The following is a 14,406-nucleotide window of genomic DNA, read 5'->3' as shown; positions in this document are numbered from 1 at the left end:
CGGAGCCTCAATCACTGGGTTTCCCGCCGCACCTCGTTCGGCACCGGCTGCGGCGTGCCGGGAGCCGGCAGCGCGACCGGGCGCAGGCCGATCAGCTCGGCGGTGCGGATCGCGCTGTCGCGCCAGAACTGGAACGAGTTGATGCGGCTGAGCTCGAGGATGGCGATCGCCACCGCCGCCAGGAACGGCAGGCTCTGCAGCACCAGCACGCCGGCGAAGATGTAGATCTCGGTGATCTGGCGGTAGCTGTTGGAGGCGATCAGCACGCCGGCGCCGACGATGAGCAGGGTGCCGATCACGGCCTCCCAGAACGCCTGGAACTCGATCGACATCCTGGACAGGCCGCCCTTGGAGGTGCGGGCGAAGGCGATGTGCTCGGTGATGAGGCCCTGCGCCACCGCGCGCGACACCGTCCATTGCACGCTCATCGCCGCGATCATGGCGCCCAGCATCTGGCCGGGCTTGATGGCGACGCGGGCGCGGTACATCGACAGGAAGTGCGCCAGCGAGACGATGAAGGCGCCGATGATCGGCAGCGTCAGGATCTTGTCGGGGATGGCGATGTCGGCGAAGGCGACGATCGGCACCCAGATGAGGTTGAGCAGCGCCACGACCACGCCGAGGCTTTCCGCGCCCAGCCAGTTCAGCCAGCCCAGGCCATATTCGCGCTTCTGGTCGGGCGTCAGCCGGCTCTTGCCGGGCAGGAAGTAGCGCCAGTGCTTCTTGACGATCTGCAGGCCGCCATAGGCCCAGCGGTGACGCTGCTTCTTGAAGGCCTCGTAGGTGTCGGGCAGGAGGCCCTGGCCGTAGCGGTGGTTGGTGTAGTGGGTGGTCCAGCCGAGCTCCTGGATCGCAAGGCCGAGATCTGAATCCTCGCAGATCGTGTCGCTCGACCAGCCGCCGGCCATGTCCATCGCCGCGCGGCGGATCAGGCACATCGTGCCGTGCACGATGATGGCATTGGCCTCGTTGCGCTGGACCATGCCGATGTCGAAGAAGCCGGCATATTCGCCGTTCATGATGTAGTGCATGATCGACAGATCGCCGTCGCGATGCTCCTGCGGCGCCTGCACGAGGCCGACACGCGCGTCGGCGAAAGCAGGCACGAGGTCCTTCAGCCAGTCGGGATCGACGGCATAGTCGGCGTCGAGAATGCCGATGATCTCGGCATCCGCCGCGGTGCGGTCCATCGCAATCCGAAGAGCGCCGGCCTTGAAACCCTGCACCTTCTCGGCGTTGATGAACTTGAAGCGTTCACCGAGCGCGCGGCAATGGTCCTGGATCGGCTGCCAGAACGCGGGATCCGGCGTGTTGTTGATGATGACCACGCATTCGTAGTTCGGATAGTTCAGCCGCGACAGCGCATCCAGCGTCTGCTTGAGCATCTCGACCGGCTCGAAGTAAGCGGGGATGTGGATCGAGACCTTCGGGCAGTAATTCTCGGGAACGTTCTCGACCGGCTTGCTCTTGCTGAGCAGCCGCTGCGGCGGCCGGCCGAAGGCGACCGCTGCGATCTCGTCGATGCGCGCCATCGCAATGAGAACGAGCGGCACAAGCAGGATCATGCCGAGCGTCAGCGCGAAGGCCGAGCCGAACAGGAAGTAGTGGCTGTTCCAGAAGGCGAACACTGTGGCGACCCAGGCGCCGACGCCGTTGGCCGTCGCCGACAGCAGGAAGGCCTGCTTCGCGGTTGGCTTTTCGATCCGCAGGATCGGCAGCGAGAGCAGGATGCCGACCAAGAGGGCGATCGCCATCAGCTTCCAATAATCGGGATTCTCGACCGGACCGGTCCAGGCGAATTTCGGCTCGCGGCTGGCGTTGAGGATGCCCCAGTACGGACCGACGCCGCCCTCGTTGAACTTCCAAGGCTGATCGATGGCTTCGACGATGTTGTAGTCCATGCCCATCGCTTCGGCGCGGCTGACGAAGCTGCGCAAGGTCAGGGCTTGCTTGAATGGACCGGGGTCGGCGCTACGCAGGTTGTAGCCCGCGCTCGGCCAGCCGAACTCGGCGATCACGATGCGCTTGCCGGGAAACAACTTGCGCAAGAGTTCGTAACGATCAACCGCTTGATCCACCGCCTGGTCGGAGCGGAAGTTTTCCCAATAAGGCAGCACGTGCGCGGCGATGAAATCGACGCTGGAGGCAAGGTCCGGAAAATCGCGCCAGATGTTCCAGATCTCGCCCGTCGTGACGGGAACGCGGACCGCGCCCTTGACCTTCTTGATCTTGTCGATGAGGTCCTCGACCTTCTGCTCGCCGCGGAAGATCACCTCATTGCCGACCACGATGCCGATCACGTTGCTGTTCTTGCGGGCGAGCTCGATGGCGGCCTTGATCTCCCGCCCGTTGCGATCCTCGTCCTTGTCGATCCAGGCGCCGACCGTGACCTTGAGGCCGAACTCGGCGGCGATCGGCGGCACTAGTTCGTTGCCTTCCGTCGCGGAGTAGGACCGGATCGCTCGCGTGAGAGTCGAGAGCTTCTTCATGTCCGCGCGAATCTTGTCGGGGTCGACGTTGATGTCGACGACATGCCCCGGTTCGAACGGCGTATAGGACAGGCTCGGGATCAGCCCCTTGAAATCCGGCGCGGGTTCCTTGTCGCGTAGGACTCCCCAGATGCCGGCGTGAAGCACGGACACGAGCAACAGAACGGCGGCGACAACGCGCATCGCGGCTAAACCAAAAGGGGCTGAGGGGGCAGGGAAGCGGATCCGACCCCGAGATCCGACCAAGTCCGCGGCAAAGGGAGCATACCTCTGCCGCGCGGTTTCTCAACTGTCATGGCCTCATGTCCTTATCAGGGCATGGCCTTCTTCGAAAAATGCGTGGCAGTGCCAACCGCTTCTGTGGCCGATCGTTCCTGAACGGCGGCTGAAGCGACCCGCTGCTATTTCGGGGGCGCCGGGGACGGGCTTGCCGCAGGCGAGGGGCTCGCGGCCGGCTGCGGGGCCGGCGCATTGCCGGCTGCCGGTGCCGCCGGCTGGGAGGCGCTCGCCGCCGCCTGCTGCGGCTGGGCGGCCGGGTTGATCCAGCAGGCGTGCACACGGCTGTCCAGGGTCTCCGCGACCTTGGGATCGATCTGGCCGCCGAACCGGGTCAGGCAGCGGAAGGCGGCCTGGATGTGGCCGCCGGGGCAGCCGAAGCGGTCGTAGAGGTCGAGATGGCGGAACGCGGTATCGAGGTCATCCCGCCACATCAGCCGCACCACGCGCCGGCCGAGCCAGACGCATTCGGGATTGCCGGCCGGGCCGCTGATGACCTGGGCCGCTTCGGCGAATTCGTCGGTGCGGCGCTGGTTCTGGGCCGCATCCTTGGCGGCGTCGGCGGGCTGGGCGGCGGCCTTGCCCTGGTCCGGCGCGGGCGTGCCGCTCTGGGCGGAAGCGCCACCGAGACCGGCGAGAACGAGAAGGCAGGAGACGGCCAGGATGGCGGCGAACTGCCGCAGGACCGCATTTCGTGACTCGAACACCCGTTGCCGCATGAATTCCCCAATGTATCCGCTGGCCGTCCGCGTCAGGATCCCGCGGACGCGCCGGTGATGGCGTCCAAATGGGTCTCCAATGCGGCGGAAAAGTCTTTCGGAGTCCATGACCTGTATTTGGAATTTTGTCCAGCAAAGTCACGATGCTAGGCCCCGGTCGAACGGCCGCAGCCGGGACAGCAGCGGATCCGCAGAGTGGATCGGCATTTGGGCACCCGCTTGGACACCCCCTTGAACACCCCCTTGGCAGATGGCGTGCAAGCAGGTAATCGACGGACCCTTCGCGGAGGACGGAACCGATTTCACTTCGTACGCCACTGGCGCTTTTGCTCGTTTCACTGGGTGCGATTGCTGCCGTGTGGTGGTGGTTGGCGACGCCGATCACGCTCGCGCGCGCCCCGATCGATCCCGCCGAGAAGGTCCAATGCGTCTCCTACGCGCCGTTCCGCGGCGAGCAGACGCCGCTGAACGCGTGGACCCATATCGAGGCCGAGCAGATCGAGCAGGATTTGCGCCAGCTCAAGGAGATCACCGACTGCGTCCGCACCTATTCGTTGGAGAACGGGCTCGACCAGGTGCCGGCGATCGCCGCCAAGGTCGGCGGGCTGAAAGTGCTGCAGGGCATCTGGCTCTCCAGCAACCGAGCCAAGAATTTTGAGCAGGCCGCGCTCGCCATTCGTCTCACCAAGGAATTCCCCGCGATCATCACCGCCGTCATCGTCGGCAACGAGGTGCTGCTGCGCGGCGAGATGACGACGGCGGACCTCGTCTCGATCATCCGCCTGGTGAAGACGCAGGTCAGCGTGCCCGTCACCTATGCCGACGTCTGGGAGTTCTGGCTGAAGAACCGCGAGGTCTATGACGCCGTCGACTTCGTCACCATCCACATCCTGCCCTATTGGGAGGATATGCCGGTGAAGGCGAAGTTCGCCTCCGCCCATGTCGAGGCGATCCGCGAGCGCATGGCGGTGGCGTTTCCCGGCAAGGAAATCCTGATCGGCGAGACCGGCTGGCCGAGCGAGGGGCGCATGCGCGACGGCGCGCTGCCGTCCCGTACCAACCAGGCGCGGGTGGTCTCGGAAATCCTGGCTCTGGCGAAGGCGAACAAGTTTCGCGTCAATTTGATCGAGTCCTACGACCAGCCCTGGAAGCGCAAGCTCGAGGGCACCGTCGGCGGCTATTGGGGCCTGTACGACTCGGTGCGCCGGAGCCTGAAATATCCGCCGGGCCAGCCGATCAGCAATTTCCCGTACTGGAAATGGTACATGGGTGCGGGCATGGGTCTGTGCGTTCTGGTGTTCGCGGTGGCGATGATCACGCTGCGCCGGCGGCCGTGGACGCCGCGCTTCTCGGCCTGGCTCGGCGTCGCCATCTCGGCGACGACGGCGGGGAGCCTGCTCGGGATCGGCGCCGACAAGCTCTATTATGAGAGCTACGGCATCGGCGGCTGGCTGCTCTGGGGCGCGCTGCTCGCGGCCGGCATCCTGTCGCCGATCTTCTGCGCGCAGGCGATGGTGATCGGCCGCAGCCTTCCGACCTTCCTCGATCTGCTCGGTCCGCGCGAGGGCCGCAAATGGTCGAAGCTCACGGCCGTGCTCGGCCTGACGCTGGCGGTGACGGCGGTGATCGCGGCCGCGACCGCGCTCGGTTTCGTGTTCGACCCGCGCTACAAGGATTTCCCCTACGCCGCGCTGACGATGGCCGTGGTGCCGTTTGCGCTGTTGATGCTGAACCGGCCGCAGATCGGCCAGCGTCCGATCGCGGAATCGGTGTTCGCGGGCGTGCTGGCGCTGTCGGCCGTGTTCGTGCTGTTCAACGAAGGCCGCGACAATTGGCAGTCGCTGTGGACCTGCACGATCTATCTGTTGTTCGCGCTCACGCTGTGGCGGGCGCGGGCCGAGCAAACCCAAGAATGAACAGGCCGATCGCCAGGCCCGACAGCACGACGTTGTAGAGCACGATGCCGAGGCCGGCGGCGATGATGCCGACGGTGAGCAGCACGATCGACGGCCGCATCAGGTTCAGCGTCGCAACCACCAGCGCGACGATGCCGAACACCGAATTCTTGAACAGCACCGTCGAGACCGACCGCGCCTTGCAGATCATGGTCTGCAGCCCGGCGTCGCAGGCGAGAGCGACCTGCGACAGCTCGATCGCAAGATAGCGCAGATAGAGCGCATAGCCGACGGAAGCGAAGCCGACGACGATCAGGAACTGCACCTGGTAGGGCGAGAGGCGGAAGGGCTTTTTTGTCATGGCGGCAATATGGTCGGGATGGCGCGGGCAGGCAACAGGGCAGGCGATGTTTCTGTTGATCCGGCTCGCCCAGGGCGAGCGCGAAGCATCAAAATTGACCTGGCGTCTTCCGGCTGTGTTCCGCCAGCCGGCGCTCATATCGTTCAGCCAATGCGAGGAGCCGTTTCCTGATGTAGGGATCCGCCTGCTCGGCCAGCTCGCGGATCAACGCGAGTTGCTCCTGCAGAAACTTCGCGTCCGTCATCTCCGCTCCGAATCAAATCCGTCGCGGATACTGCCGTCTTACGCGGACCTCTTCCGTATCTTTTGGTACGTCCGCTATTTCAATCCCAACCGGCGCTCGACCCAGCCGAGAACGAACAGCACGAGCAGCGTGACGGCGATCGCTGCGGCGACCAGCAGCCAGGCTCCGAGCGCGCAGGCAATTCCAAGGCCGGCCGCAATCCAGACGGTCGCCGCGGTCGTGAGGCCGTGAACGGTCTTCGCCTTGGCGTCGTGCAGGATGACGCCCGCGCCGATGAAGCCGACGCCGGTCAGCACACCGGCAACGACGCCCTGAATGACCCGGGAGATCGCATCGGGGTGGTCGCGTAGATTCTGGAACTCGATCACGGAGATCGAGACCAGCGCGGAGCCGAGAGCGACCAGCGCCAGGGTGCGCATTCCCACCGGCTTGTCGTTCATGTCGCGGTCGATGCCGATCAGCAGCCCTGTTCCCGCCGCGACGAGAAGCCTCAGCACATCATCCAGTTCGTTCATCGAAGCTCGTGCGTTTCAGGAGTCGGACGGCGCCTGGCGTGCGCCTGCAGATCGGGACTAAACGTCAGCCTGGTGCGAAAGAGCCGCTGAGATCCAAGCGTCCGATGGTCGCATGCCCGCGCAACTCCGAATGATCATCGGCGATCAGGCAGCGCGAGCCGCCGTTCGACAAGGCGATGGCGCCGACCAGTCCGGCCGGCGCCATCTGCCAGAGTCGAACGCGACCGCGCACCATCACTTCTTGCGGGTGTTCGAGCCCGTGGTGTTCTGCATCTTCTGTCCCGGCGCGCTTTCCGAGTGGCCCGGTCCCTTGGTGGTGTTGGTCTGGTGACCAGGGGCGTATTCGGACGCGCCGGGTCCCGTCGAAGGCTTCTTTGTGTTGTGCATTTGCTGACCCGGCGCGTTGCTCGAAGCGCCCGGTGATTTCGTCGTTTGCGCAAGCGCCGGAGATGCCGCCAGAAGCGCGGCCGTTGCGATGATCAATGTCTTCACGTGGGTTTCTCCCGAGGTCATGGAGGCGGGCGCGCGTGATTTTTTACATCGGCCGCTCCGGTTCATGACCGGGATAACTTGGCAATCGGTGGGTGGTTTCTCTTCTCGGACCGAAATTTAGGTTCATCGCCGCGGGCGAAAACACGCGGCATTCACCGCGCGTTCAGGCGCGATGCTTATCGCCGGAAGAACGACGACAGCGTCGATCCCGCGGACGCAGACGCGGTCTCCGGCTTCGCGGGCGCCGGCTGTGCCGCAGGCGCCGGCGCGGGCTCCTCGCGCTTCGACGAGCGCTTGGAGGAGTAGCTGCGGCGGCGCTGCGGCTTCTCGGGCTTTGCGCTGGGCGCGGGCGCGGTTTCGGCTTGCGGGACCGCGTCCTGGTTCTTCTCGGAGTTCTTCTCCAAAACCCTGTCCTGGGACTTCTCTTGTCCCTTCTCCGAACCGCCGCGCATCGACAGGCGCTGGCCGTCGAACACGGCGGTCTCGCAGTGACGATCGTTCTCGGCGAGGCTTGCGCAGAATTTTGCGGCGGCGGCGGCATTGACCAGAGGACCGGCACCGAGGCGAAGCTGCATGCCGAGCCCGGTGGTGCCTTCCTTGATCATGATGATGGGTCGCAGCGCTGCGATCTCCGGATTGGATTTGCTCAGACTGCGCCAGAGCGCGCGCAGGCCATCGATCGAATTGGCGCCGCCGAGGTCGATCGCGAAACGGGTCTGCTGGACCGCGATGGCGGGGGATTCATTCTCGGCTGCCTCAGGCGCCTTCGCGGCTGTCGCGACGGCTTCGGTCGGGGCGGGCGCCGGCTCGATTTTCTTCTCGGCGGCCTTCTCGTTTGTTTCGGGCTGAATCAATTTCGACGCGGCCGGATCGGGCGGCGCCATGATCGATTTGGACGGCACCAGCGGGATGGTCGGCAGCGCCGAAGTCGATGCCAGCGGCTGCTGCACCAGCGAGGCGGCGGCCGCGGTCTGCGGCGGCAGGCTCAACGGCTCCTTTGCAGTTTCTTTGAGCGTATCCTTGGCTGTTTCCTTGGTCGTTTCCTTGGGCGTGTCCTTGGCGGCCTCGGTGCGGGGCTTGTCGCCGGCGGGGGTCGAGGCGACCGGCGCGACGCTCGGGGCCGCGGCATCCTGCGGCTTGCCGGCTTGCGGCGGTGTGGTGGGCTGCTTGGCGATGGCGCCGGTGACGGACTCGAGCCCTTGCTCGACCACGGTGACACGCGAATAGAGCCGGTCACGATCCGTATTCAGCGTCTCGATGGCGGACGCGAGCCGGCGGGCCTCGTTCTGGCTCTCCTTGGTCAGCGCCTGGAGCCGCTCAGCCTGGCGCGCGAGATCGGCGGACGCAACCTGGTCGCGCCGCCAGCCGAGCTGGGCCTGGTTGGCTATCACCGCGATGACGACGGCGCCTACGGCCGCCACACCCCAAGAGCCCAGCCGCCACATCATGCGGCGGTCGAACGCGCCTTCCTCGGCCACAAGTCCGGAGAACAGCCCGCCGGTCTCCTTGGTGCCGAAGGCATCCGCCAGTGGGTCGGAATCCTTTGCCATGAACGTTAAGTGCCCAGCCCTGTCCGGCTTCCCCGAATCAATCAGGAAACATTAACAGGAAAAGCGTGTCGCACTTGAATTCCGGGCGTTTGCGGGGGTAGCAAGGCAGGAGCTTTTGAGGGTGGCTGCCCGCCCGTCGCGCCAATTGATTCGGCCGTATCTGACAGGATTTCGATGACCGCCCGTTCCAGCCTCACGATCGTGCTCGCCGCCGGCGAAGGCACGCGCATGCGATCGAGCTTGCCGAAAGTGCTGCATCCGGTCGCCCACCAGAGCTTGCTCGCCCACGTGCTCGCCGCGGCACCCCAGGGAACCGGCACCTCGCTCGCAGTCGTGATCGGCCCCGATCACCAGGTGGTCGCGGACGAGGCAAAGCGCATCCGGCCCGACGCGCTCACCTTCGTGCAGGACGAGCGGCTCGGCACCGCGCATGCGGTGCTGGCGGCGCGCGAGGCCATCGCGCGCGGCGTCGACGATCTCCTGATTGCCTTCGGCGATACGCCGCTGATCTCGGCCGAGACCTTTGCGCGGCTGCGCGCGCCGCTCGCCAGGGGCGCCGCGATTGCCGCGCTCGGCTTTCGCGCCGCCGATCCCACCGGCTATGGCCGCTTCATCGTCGAGGGCGAACGGCTTGTCGCGATCCGCGAGCAGGCCGATGCCAGCGCAGAGGAGCGCAGGATCGATCTGTGCAATGCCGGCGTGATGGCGATCGACGGGCGCCGGGCGCTCGAAATCCTCGGGCAAATCGGCAACGCGAACTCAAAGGGCGAATATTATCTGACCGACGCGGTCGAAATCGTCCGCAAGCAGGGATGGGAGTCCGTGGTGATCGAGACCAGCGAGGACGAGGTGCGCGGCATCAACACCAAGGCACAACTCGCCGAGGCCGAAGCCGTGATGCAGGCGCGCTTGCGCAAGGCGGCGATGGAGGCCGGCGTCACGCTGATCGCGCCCGAGACCGTTTATCTGTCCGCCGACACATTGTTCGGCAAGGACGTGACGATCGAGCCGTTCGTGGTGATCGGCCCCGGCGTGTCGATCGCCGACGGCACCGTGATCCACTCCTTCTCGCACATCGTGCAGACCACGCTCGGCAAGAACGTCTCGATCGGCCCCTATGCGCGCCTTCGGCCCGGCACCTCGCTCGGCGACGGCGCGCGCATCGGCAATTTCGTGGAGACCAAGGCGGCGACGCTGGAGGCCGGCGTCAAGGTCAACCATCTCTCCTACATCGGTGACGCCACCGTCGGCGCCAATTCCAACATCGGCGCCGGCACCATCACCTGCAACTACGACGGCTTCAAGAAGCACAAGACTGTCATCGGGCAGGGCGCCTTCGTCGGCACCAATTCCTCGCTGGTCGCGCCGGTGAAGATCGGCAACGGCGCCTATATCGGCTCCGGCTCGGTGATCACGAAGGACGTGCCCGACGATGCCATGGCGCTGGAGCGCAACCAGCAGACCATCCGCGAAGGCGGCGCTGCGCGCTATCGCGAGCTGAAGACGGGCGGGAAGAAAACTGAGAAGAAGCCGGAGAAGTGAGCCGCCAAGTGGTGGTTCTCTTGCTGGGGCTGCGCTCGCGTGGATGAGGACAAAGAGGCCGCCTTTTTATTCGATTTCATCATCGATAACGTCATCAAGCCGCCGGGACGATGGGTGCTGGACCAATTTGGCGTGCGCGGCCCGCATGAGCATGAGACCGCGGCACTTTTCACCGGACTGGCGTTCTGGGCGTTCGTCGTCTTCCTCGTGTTCGCCCTGGTTCTGGGATGGTGAGGCGCCCGCTATTCGTCGTCGGCGAATTCGGAGAAGATCGCGCGGGTCAGGCGCCAGCCGCGCGGCTTGGCGCGCTTGACCGGCTCGCCTTCCGGATGCTTGGTGAAGACGGGCTTGCTTTCCTTACCGCGCTGGGGCGGCGGCCAATGCGCCAAATGCGTGCCCGTGGTCTCGCTGGCGCGCACGGACATCGATGACAGACCTTTGCGGTCGGACGAGCCTTTCATGGCCTTGTTCTCCTGGACCGGAATCGTTGGCCAAACATGTTGACAATGAGTTAACGTGCGCGGTCTAAGGCCGGCCAATTCGACGCAGGCGAAGCTCAGGTTGCGGTCCATGCTGTCTCAATCCGCAATAATTATTGAGTATATGGTTCCCTCCGAATTTCGCTAAAAACCGGGCGCGTCGTTTAGGCGATTTTTCGACGATTTGGGGGATAGTGATCCGCATGTGCGGGATTGTTGGCATTCTCGGGCGCGAGCCGGTTGCAGAGCAGCTGGTGGATTCGCTCAAACGTCTCGAATATCGCGGCTATGACTCGGCGGGCGTCGCCACGCTCGAAGGCAAGCACCTCGAGCGCCGTCGCGCCGAGGGCAAGCTGAAGAACCTGGAGAAGCGGCTGGAAGCCGAGCCGCTCAAGGGCACCACCGGCATCGGCCACACCCGCTGGGCCACCCACGGCAAGCCCACCGTCAACAACGCCCATCCGCACGCGACCGAACGCGTCGCCGTGGTCCACAACGGCATCATCGAGAATTTCCGCGAGCTGCGCGAGGAGCTCGAGAAGAAGGGCACGGTGTTCCACACCGAGACCGACACCGAGATCGTGCTGCATCTCGTCGACGATTTGCTCACGCGCGGCAACAAGCCGGTCGAAGCCGTCAAGCTGGCACTGGCGCGGCTGCGCGGCGCGTTTGCGCTCGGCTTCATCTTCGCCGGCGACAACGACCTGATGATCGGTGCCCGCAACGGGCCGCCGCTCGCGATCGGCTATGGCGACGGCGAGATGTATCTCGGCTCCGACGCCATCGCGCTCGGCCCGTTCACCGACACGGTCAGCTATCTCGAGGATGGCGACTGGGTCGTGCTGACCCGCAAGAGCGCGACGATTTTCGACAAGGACGGCAACGCCGTCCAGCGCGACAAGATCAAGCACGCCGCCTCGACCTCGCTGGTCGACAAGGCCAACTATCGCCACTTCATGGCGAAGGAGATCCACGAGCAGCCGGAAGTGGTCGGCCATACGCTGGCGCGCTACGTCGACATGGCAACCGAACGCGTCTCGCTGCCGGTCAAGCTTCCGTTCGACTTCAAGAACATCCAGCGCATCAACATCACCGCGTGCGGCACCGCGAGCTATGCCGGCTACGTCGCAAAATACTGGTTCGAGCGCTTTGCGCGCGTGCCGGTCGAGGTCGATGTCGCCTCCGAATTCCGCTACCGCGAAGCGCCCTTGCGCAAGGGCGATCTCGCCATCTTCATCTCGCAGTCGGGCGAGACCGCCGACACCCTGGCGGCGCTGCGCTATGCCAAGGCCGAGGGCGTGCACACGGTCGCCGTCGTCAACGTGCCGACCTCGACGATCGCGCGCGAGAGCGAGACCGTGCTGCAGACGCTCGCGGGCCCCGAGATCGGCGTCGCCTCGACCAAGGCTTTCACCTGTCAGCTGATGGTGCTGGCAAACCTGGCGATCGCGGCCGGCAAGGCCAGAGGCGAATTGTCCGATGAGGACGAGACCAAGCTGGTTCACGGCCTGGTCGAGGTCCCGCGCCTGATGGCGGATGCGCTCACCACCGAGTTGCAGATCGAAAAGCTCGCGCACAGGATCGCCAAGTCTCGCGACGTGCTCTATCTCGGCCGCGGCACCAGCTTCCCGCTTGCGCTCGAAGGCGCGCTGAAGCTGAAGGAGATCTCCTACATCCACGCCGAGGGCTATGCCGCCGGTGAGCTCAAGCACGGGCCGATCGCGCTGATCGACGAGACCATGCCTGTCGTCGTCATCGCGCCTTACGACCGGGTGTTCGAAAAGACGGTGTCCAACATGCAGGAGGTCGCCGCCCGCGGCGGCAACATCATCCTGATGACAGACGCGAAGGGCGCGGAAGAGGCGACCGTCGAGTCCCTCGTCACCATCGTCATGCCCGACATGGCGGCGGCCTTCACGCCGATGGTCTATGCCGTTCCCGTGCAGCTGCTTGCCTATCACACGGCTGTCGTGATGGGGACCGACGTCGACCAGCCTCGCAACCTCGCGAAATCGGTGACCGTGGAATAGGCAGAAGGGATCGGTCGCGGTCTTCCAAAACCTGCTAGAAGACCCTAGCTTGTGTGCTGCGACCGACCTGGAACCCGAATGAACCCCCGCGACGACGCGCCTGCGCCTCTTGATCCCCTCCCGGAACCGCATACCGGCCTGATGGGCCGCTTCCGTAATTATTTCCTGACCGGCCTCGTTGTCACGGGGCCGATCGCCATCACGCTGTATCTGGTCTGGTGGTTCGTGACCTGGGTCGACGGTGTTGTGCGGCCGTTCGTGCCGTTGGCCTACCGGCCGGAAACCTATCTGCCGTATGTCGTTCCCGGCTGGGGACTGGTTGTCGCATTCTTCACGCTGACGCTGGTCGGATTCCTCGCCGCCAACCTGATCGGCCGGACGCTGGTCGATGTCGGCGAGACTTTCCTCGGCCGGATCCCGGCCGTGCGCGCCATCTATCGCGGCCTGAAGCAGGTGTTCGAGACGCTGTTCTCGGGCAAGGGCTCGAGCTTCCGCAAAGTGGGCCTGGTCGAGTTTCCCTCGCCGGGCATGTGGTCGATCGTGCTGATCTCGCAATCGCCGAATGAAGAGGTCGCGCGCAGCCTGCCGGGGCAGGAGGAGCATGTCTCCGTGTTCCTGCCGTGCTCGCCGAACCCGACCACCGGATTCTTCTTCTATGTGCCCAAGAGCAAGATCGTCGAAGTCGACATGAGCACCGAAGACGCCGCGACCTTGATCATGTCGGCCGGCGTGGTGCAGCCGGGCTCGGCACCCGATCCGAAAAAGGCCGCCGCGCTCGCGGGCATGGCGAATGCCGCGCGCATCGCCAACGCCTCGGCGCTTCGGCCCGAGCCTGCGAAGGTGGAGTAGGGCCATTCCCTTGCGGGATGGCCGCGGTCACGCGCGCGTTCGCATCCTCTGATATCCTCCGGTTCACCTGAGCGCCTCGCTCGGAATTCGATCTGGAGTCCATGATGTCCAAGACCATTGCGATCCTCGCGCCCGGCGCTATGGGCAGCGCCGTCGCCCGCCGGCTCAGTGAGCATGGCGCGCGCGTGCTGACGTCTTTGGGAGGGCGGAGCGAGGCGACGCGGAAACGCGCGGCGGATGTCGGCATGGTCGATGCCGATGACAATGAAATTGCGGGCGCCGATATCATCCTCTCGATCGTGCCGCCGGGCGAAGCCGTCGCGCTGGCTGAGCGGCTGGCCGCGCTGATCGTCAGGCGCGAGAAGAAGCCGGTCGTTGTCGATTGCAATGCGGTCAACGTCGACACGGTGCAAAGGATCGAGGAGATCATCGGCTCGGCGCAGGCGCCGTTCGTCGATGGCGGCATCATCGGTTTTCCGCCGCAGCCCGGCGGCAAGAGCCCGGCCTTCTACATGTCCGGCGAGTACGCCAGGGACGTCGCGGTGCTGAAGGATTTTGGGCTCGACGTGCGGATCGTCGAAGGTCCGGTCGGCGCGGCGTCGGCTTTGAAAATGTCCTACGCCGGCATCGTCAAGGGCCTCGCCGGCATCGGATCGGCCATGGTGATCGCGGCAACGAAAGCGGGCGCGGCCGATGCGCTGCGCGACGAACTGGCGCTGAGCCAGCCCGCGATCCTGACGCGGCTCGAGGTCGCGCTGCCGGACATGATCCCGAAGGCCTATCGCTGGGTCGCCGAGATGCGGGAGATTTCCGGCTTCTTGGGTCCGGATCATCCGGCCAGCCAGATCTATGAAGGTTTTGCGCGCTGGTTCGAGCATCTCGCGGAGGATGCGAAGGGCGAGGCGGCAGATGCGGAGCTGATGAAGGCATTCGCTGCGAGGATCACACAGAAAAAAGCCTAGTCG

Annotated in this window: 14 protein-coding genes; 6 read left to right on the top strand and 8 right to left on the bottom strand. The window is 65.1% G+C overall.

Features of this window, described 5'->3' with window-relative positions:
* Positions 1 to 11: 11 nt before the first annotated feature.
* Positions 12 to 2,672 (bottom strand): glycosyltransferase, encoded by a 2,661-nt coding sequence (locus AABA84_RS16255; RefSeq protein ID WP_338312500.1) that lies wholly within the window; start codon positions 2,670 to 2,672, stop codon positions 12 to 14.
* Positions 2,673 to 2,890: 218 nt separating this feature from the next.
* A complete protein-coding gene (locus AABA84_RS16250; RefSeq protein WP_338308109.1) occupies positions 2,891 to 3,484 on the bottom strand; it encodes a beta-1-3, beta-1-6-glucan biosynthesis protein in 594 nt (197 codons plus the stop codon).
* Between the two features lie 356 nt (positions 3,485 to 3,840).
* Here AABA84_RS16250 and AABA84_RS16245 point away from each other — a divergent pair, with 356 nt between their 5' ends.
* On the top strand, positions 3,841 to 5,400 hold the full coding sequence (locus tag AABA84_RS16245; protein ID WP_338312499.1) for a glycoside hydrolase family 17 protein: 1,560 nt from the start codon (positions 3,841 to 3,843) through the stop codon (positions 5,398 to 5,400).
* Here the strand turns inward: AABA84_RS16245 and AABA84_RS16240 are convergent.
* From AABA84_RS16240 to AABA84_RS16220, 5 genes are all read right to left on the bottom strand, one after another.
* Positions 5,360 to 5,740, bottom strand: coding sequence for a hypothetical protein (locus AABA84_RS16240; protein ID WP_018317956.1), 381 nt, complete (start codon positions 5,738 to 5,740; stop codon positions 5,360 to 5,362). The genes AABA84_RS16245 and AABA84_RS16240 overlap by 41 nt on opposite strands.
* Positions 5,741 to 5,828: 88 nt before the next feature.
* On the bottom strand, positions 5,829 to 5,984 hold the full coding sequence (locus AABA84_RS16235) for a hypothetical protein (protein ID WP_212249541.1): 156 nt from the start codon (positions 5,982 to 5,984) through the stop codon (positions 5,829 to 5,831).
* A 74-nt stretch (positions 5,985 to 6,058) separates the two neighbouring features.
* Positions 6,059 to 6,499 (bottom strand): MgtC/SapB family protein, encoded by a 441-nt coding sequence (locus AABA84_RS16230; RefSeq protein ID WP_018317958.1) that lies wholly within the window; start codon positions 6,497 to 6,499, stop codon positions 6,059 to 6,061.
* A 234-nt stretch (positions 6,500 to 6,733) separates the two neighbouring features.
* A complete protein-coding gene (locus AABA84_RS16225) occupies positions 6,734 to 6,991 on the bottom strand; it encodes a hypothetical protein (protein WP_212249539.1) in 258 nt (85 codons plus the stop codon).
* Between the two features lie 176 nt (positions 6,992 to 7,167).
* Positions 7,168 to 8,541 carry a hypothetical protein gene (locus tag AABA84_RS16220; protein WP_338312498.1) on the bottom strand — a complete coding sequence of 458 codons (1,374 nt, stop codon included), beginning with the start codon at positions 8,539 to 8,541 and terminating at the stop codon, positions 7,168 to 7,170.
* A gap of 174 nt (positions 8,542 to 8,715) precedes the next feature.
* On the opposite strand from AABA84_RS16220, the gene glmU reads away from it, so the two are divergent.
* Entirely contained in the window at positions 8,716 to 10,083 is a 1,368-nt protein-coding gene (glmU, locus tag AABA84_RS16215; protein ID WP_338312497.1) for a bifunctional UDP-N-acetylglucosamine diphosphorylase/glucosamine-1-phosphate N-acetyltransferase GlmU, read from the top strand.
* Between the two features lie 39 nt (positions 10,084 to 10,122).
* Positions 10,123 to 10,317 carry a hypothetical protein gene (locus tag AABA84_RS16210; RefSeq protein WP_212249533.1) on the top strand — a complete coding sequence of 65 codons (195 nt, stop codon included), beginning with the start codon at positions 10,123 to 10,125 and terminating at the stop codon, positions 10,315 to 10,317.
* Positions 10,318 to 10,325: 8 nt separating this feature from the next.
* Here the strand turns inward: AABA84_RS16210 and AABA84_RS16205 are convergent, their stop codons facing one another.
* Positions 10,326 to 10,544, bottom strand: a complete 219-nt coding sequence (locus AABA84_RS16205; protein ID WP_212249720.1) for a hypothetical protein — start codon at positions 10,542 to 10,544, stop codon at positions 10,326 to 10,328.
* A gap of 221 nt (positions 10,545 to 10,765) precedes the next feature.
* Between AABA84_RS16205 and glmS the strand changes: the two genes are divergently transcribed.
* The 3 genes from glmS to AABA84_RS16190 all read left to right on the top strand — a co-directional run bounded on the left by glmS (position 10,766) and on the right by AABA84_RS16190 (position 14,403).
* Entirely contained in the window at positions 10,766 to 12,592 is a 1,827-nt protein-coding gene (gene glmS / locus AABA84_RS16200; RefSeq protein WP_212249510.1) for a glutamine--fructose-6-phosphate transaminase (isomerizing), read from the top strand.
* 78 nt (positions 12,593 to 12,670) lie between these two features.
* Positions 12,671 to 13,441, top strand: coding sequence for a DUF502 domain-containing protein (locus AABA84_RS16195; RefSeq protein ID WP_212249508.1), 771 nt, complete (start codon positions 12,671 to 12,673; stop codon positions 13,439 to 13,441).
* Positions 13,442 to 13,545: 104 nt separating this feature from the next.
* Complete coding sequence (locus AABA84_RS16190; protein WP_338312496.1) at positions 13,546 to 14,403, top strand: NAD(P)-dependent oxidoreductase; 858 nt, start codon at positions 13,546 to 13,548, stop codon at positions 14,401 to 14,403.
* Positions 14,404 to 14,406: the final 3 nt, after the last annotated feature.

It is taken from the genome of Bradyrhizobium sp. TM239, from assembly GCF_036247985.1.
GTDB lineage: Bacteria > Pseudomonadota > Alphaproteobacteria > Rhizobiales > Xanthobacteraceae > Bradyrhizobium > Bradyrhizobium ottawaense.
This window is presented reverse-complemented; position numbering and strand designations above follow the sequence as displayed.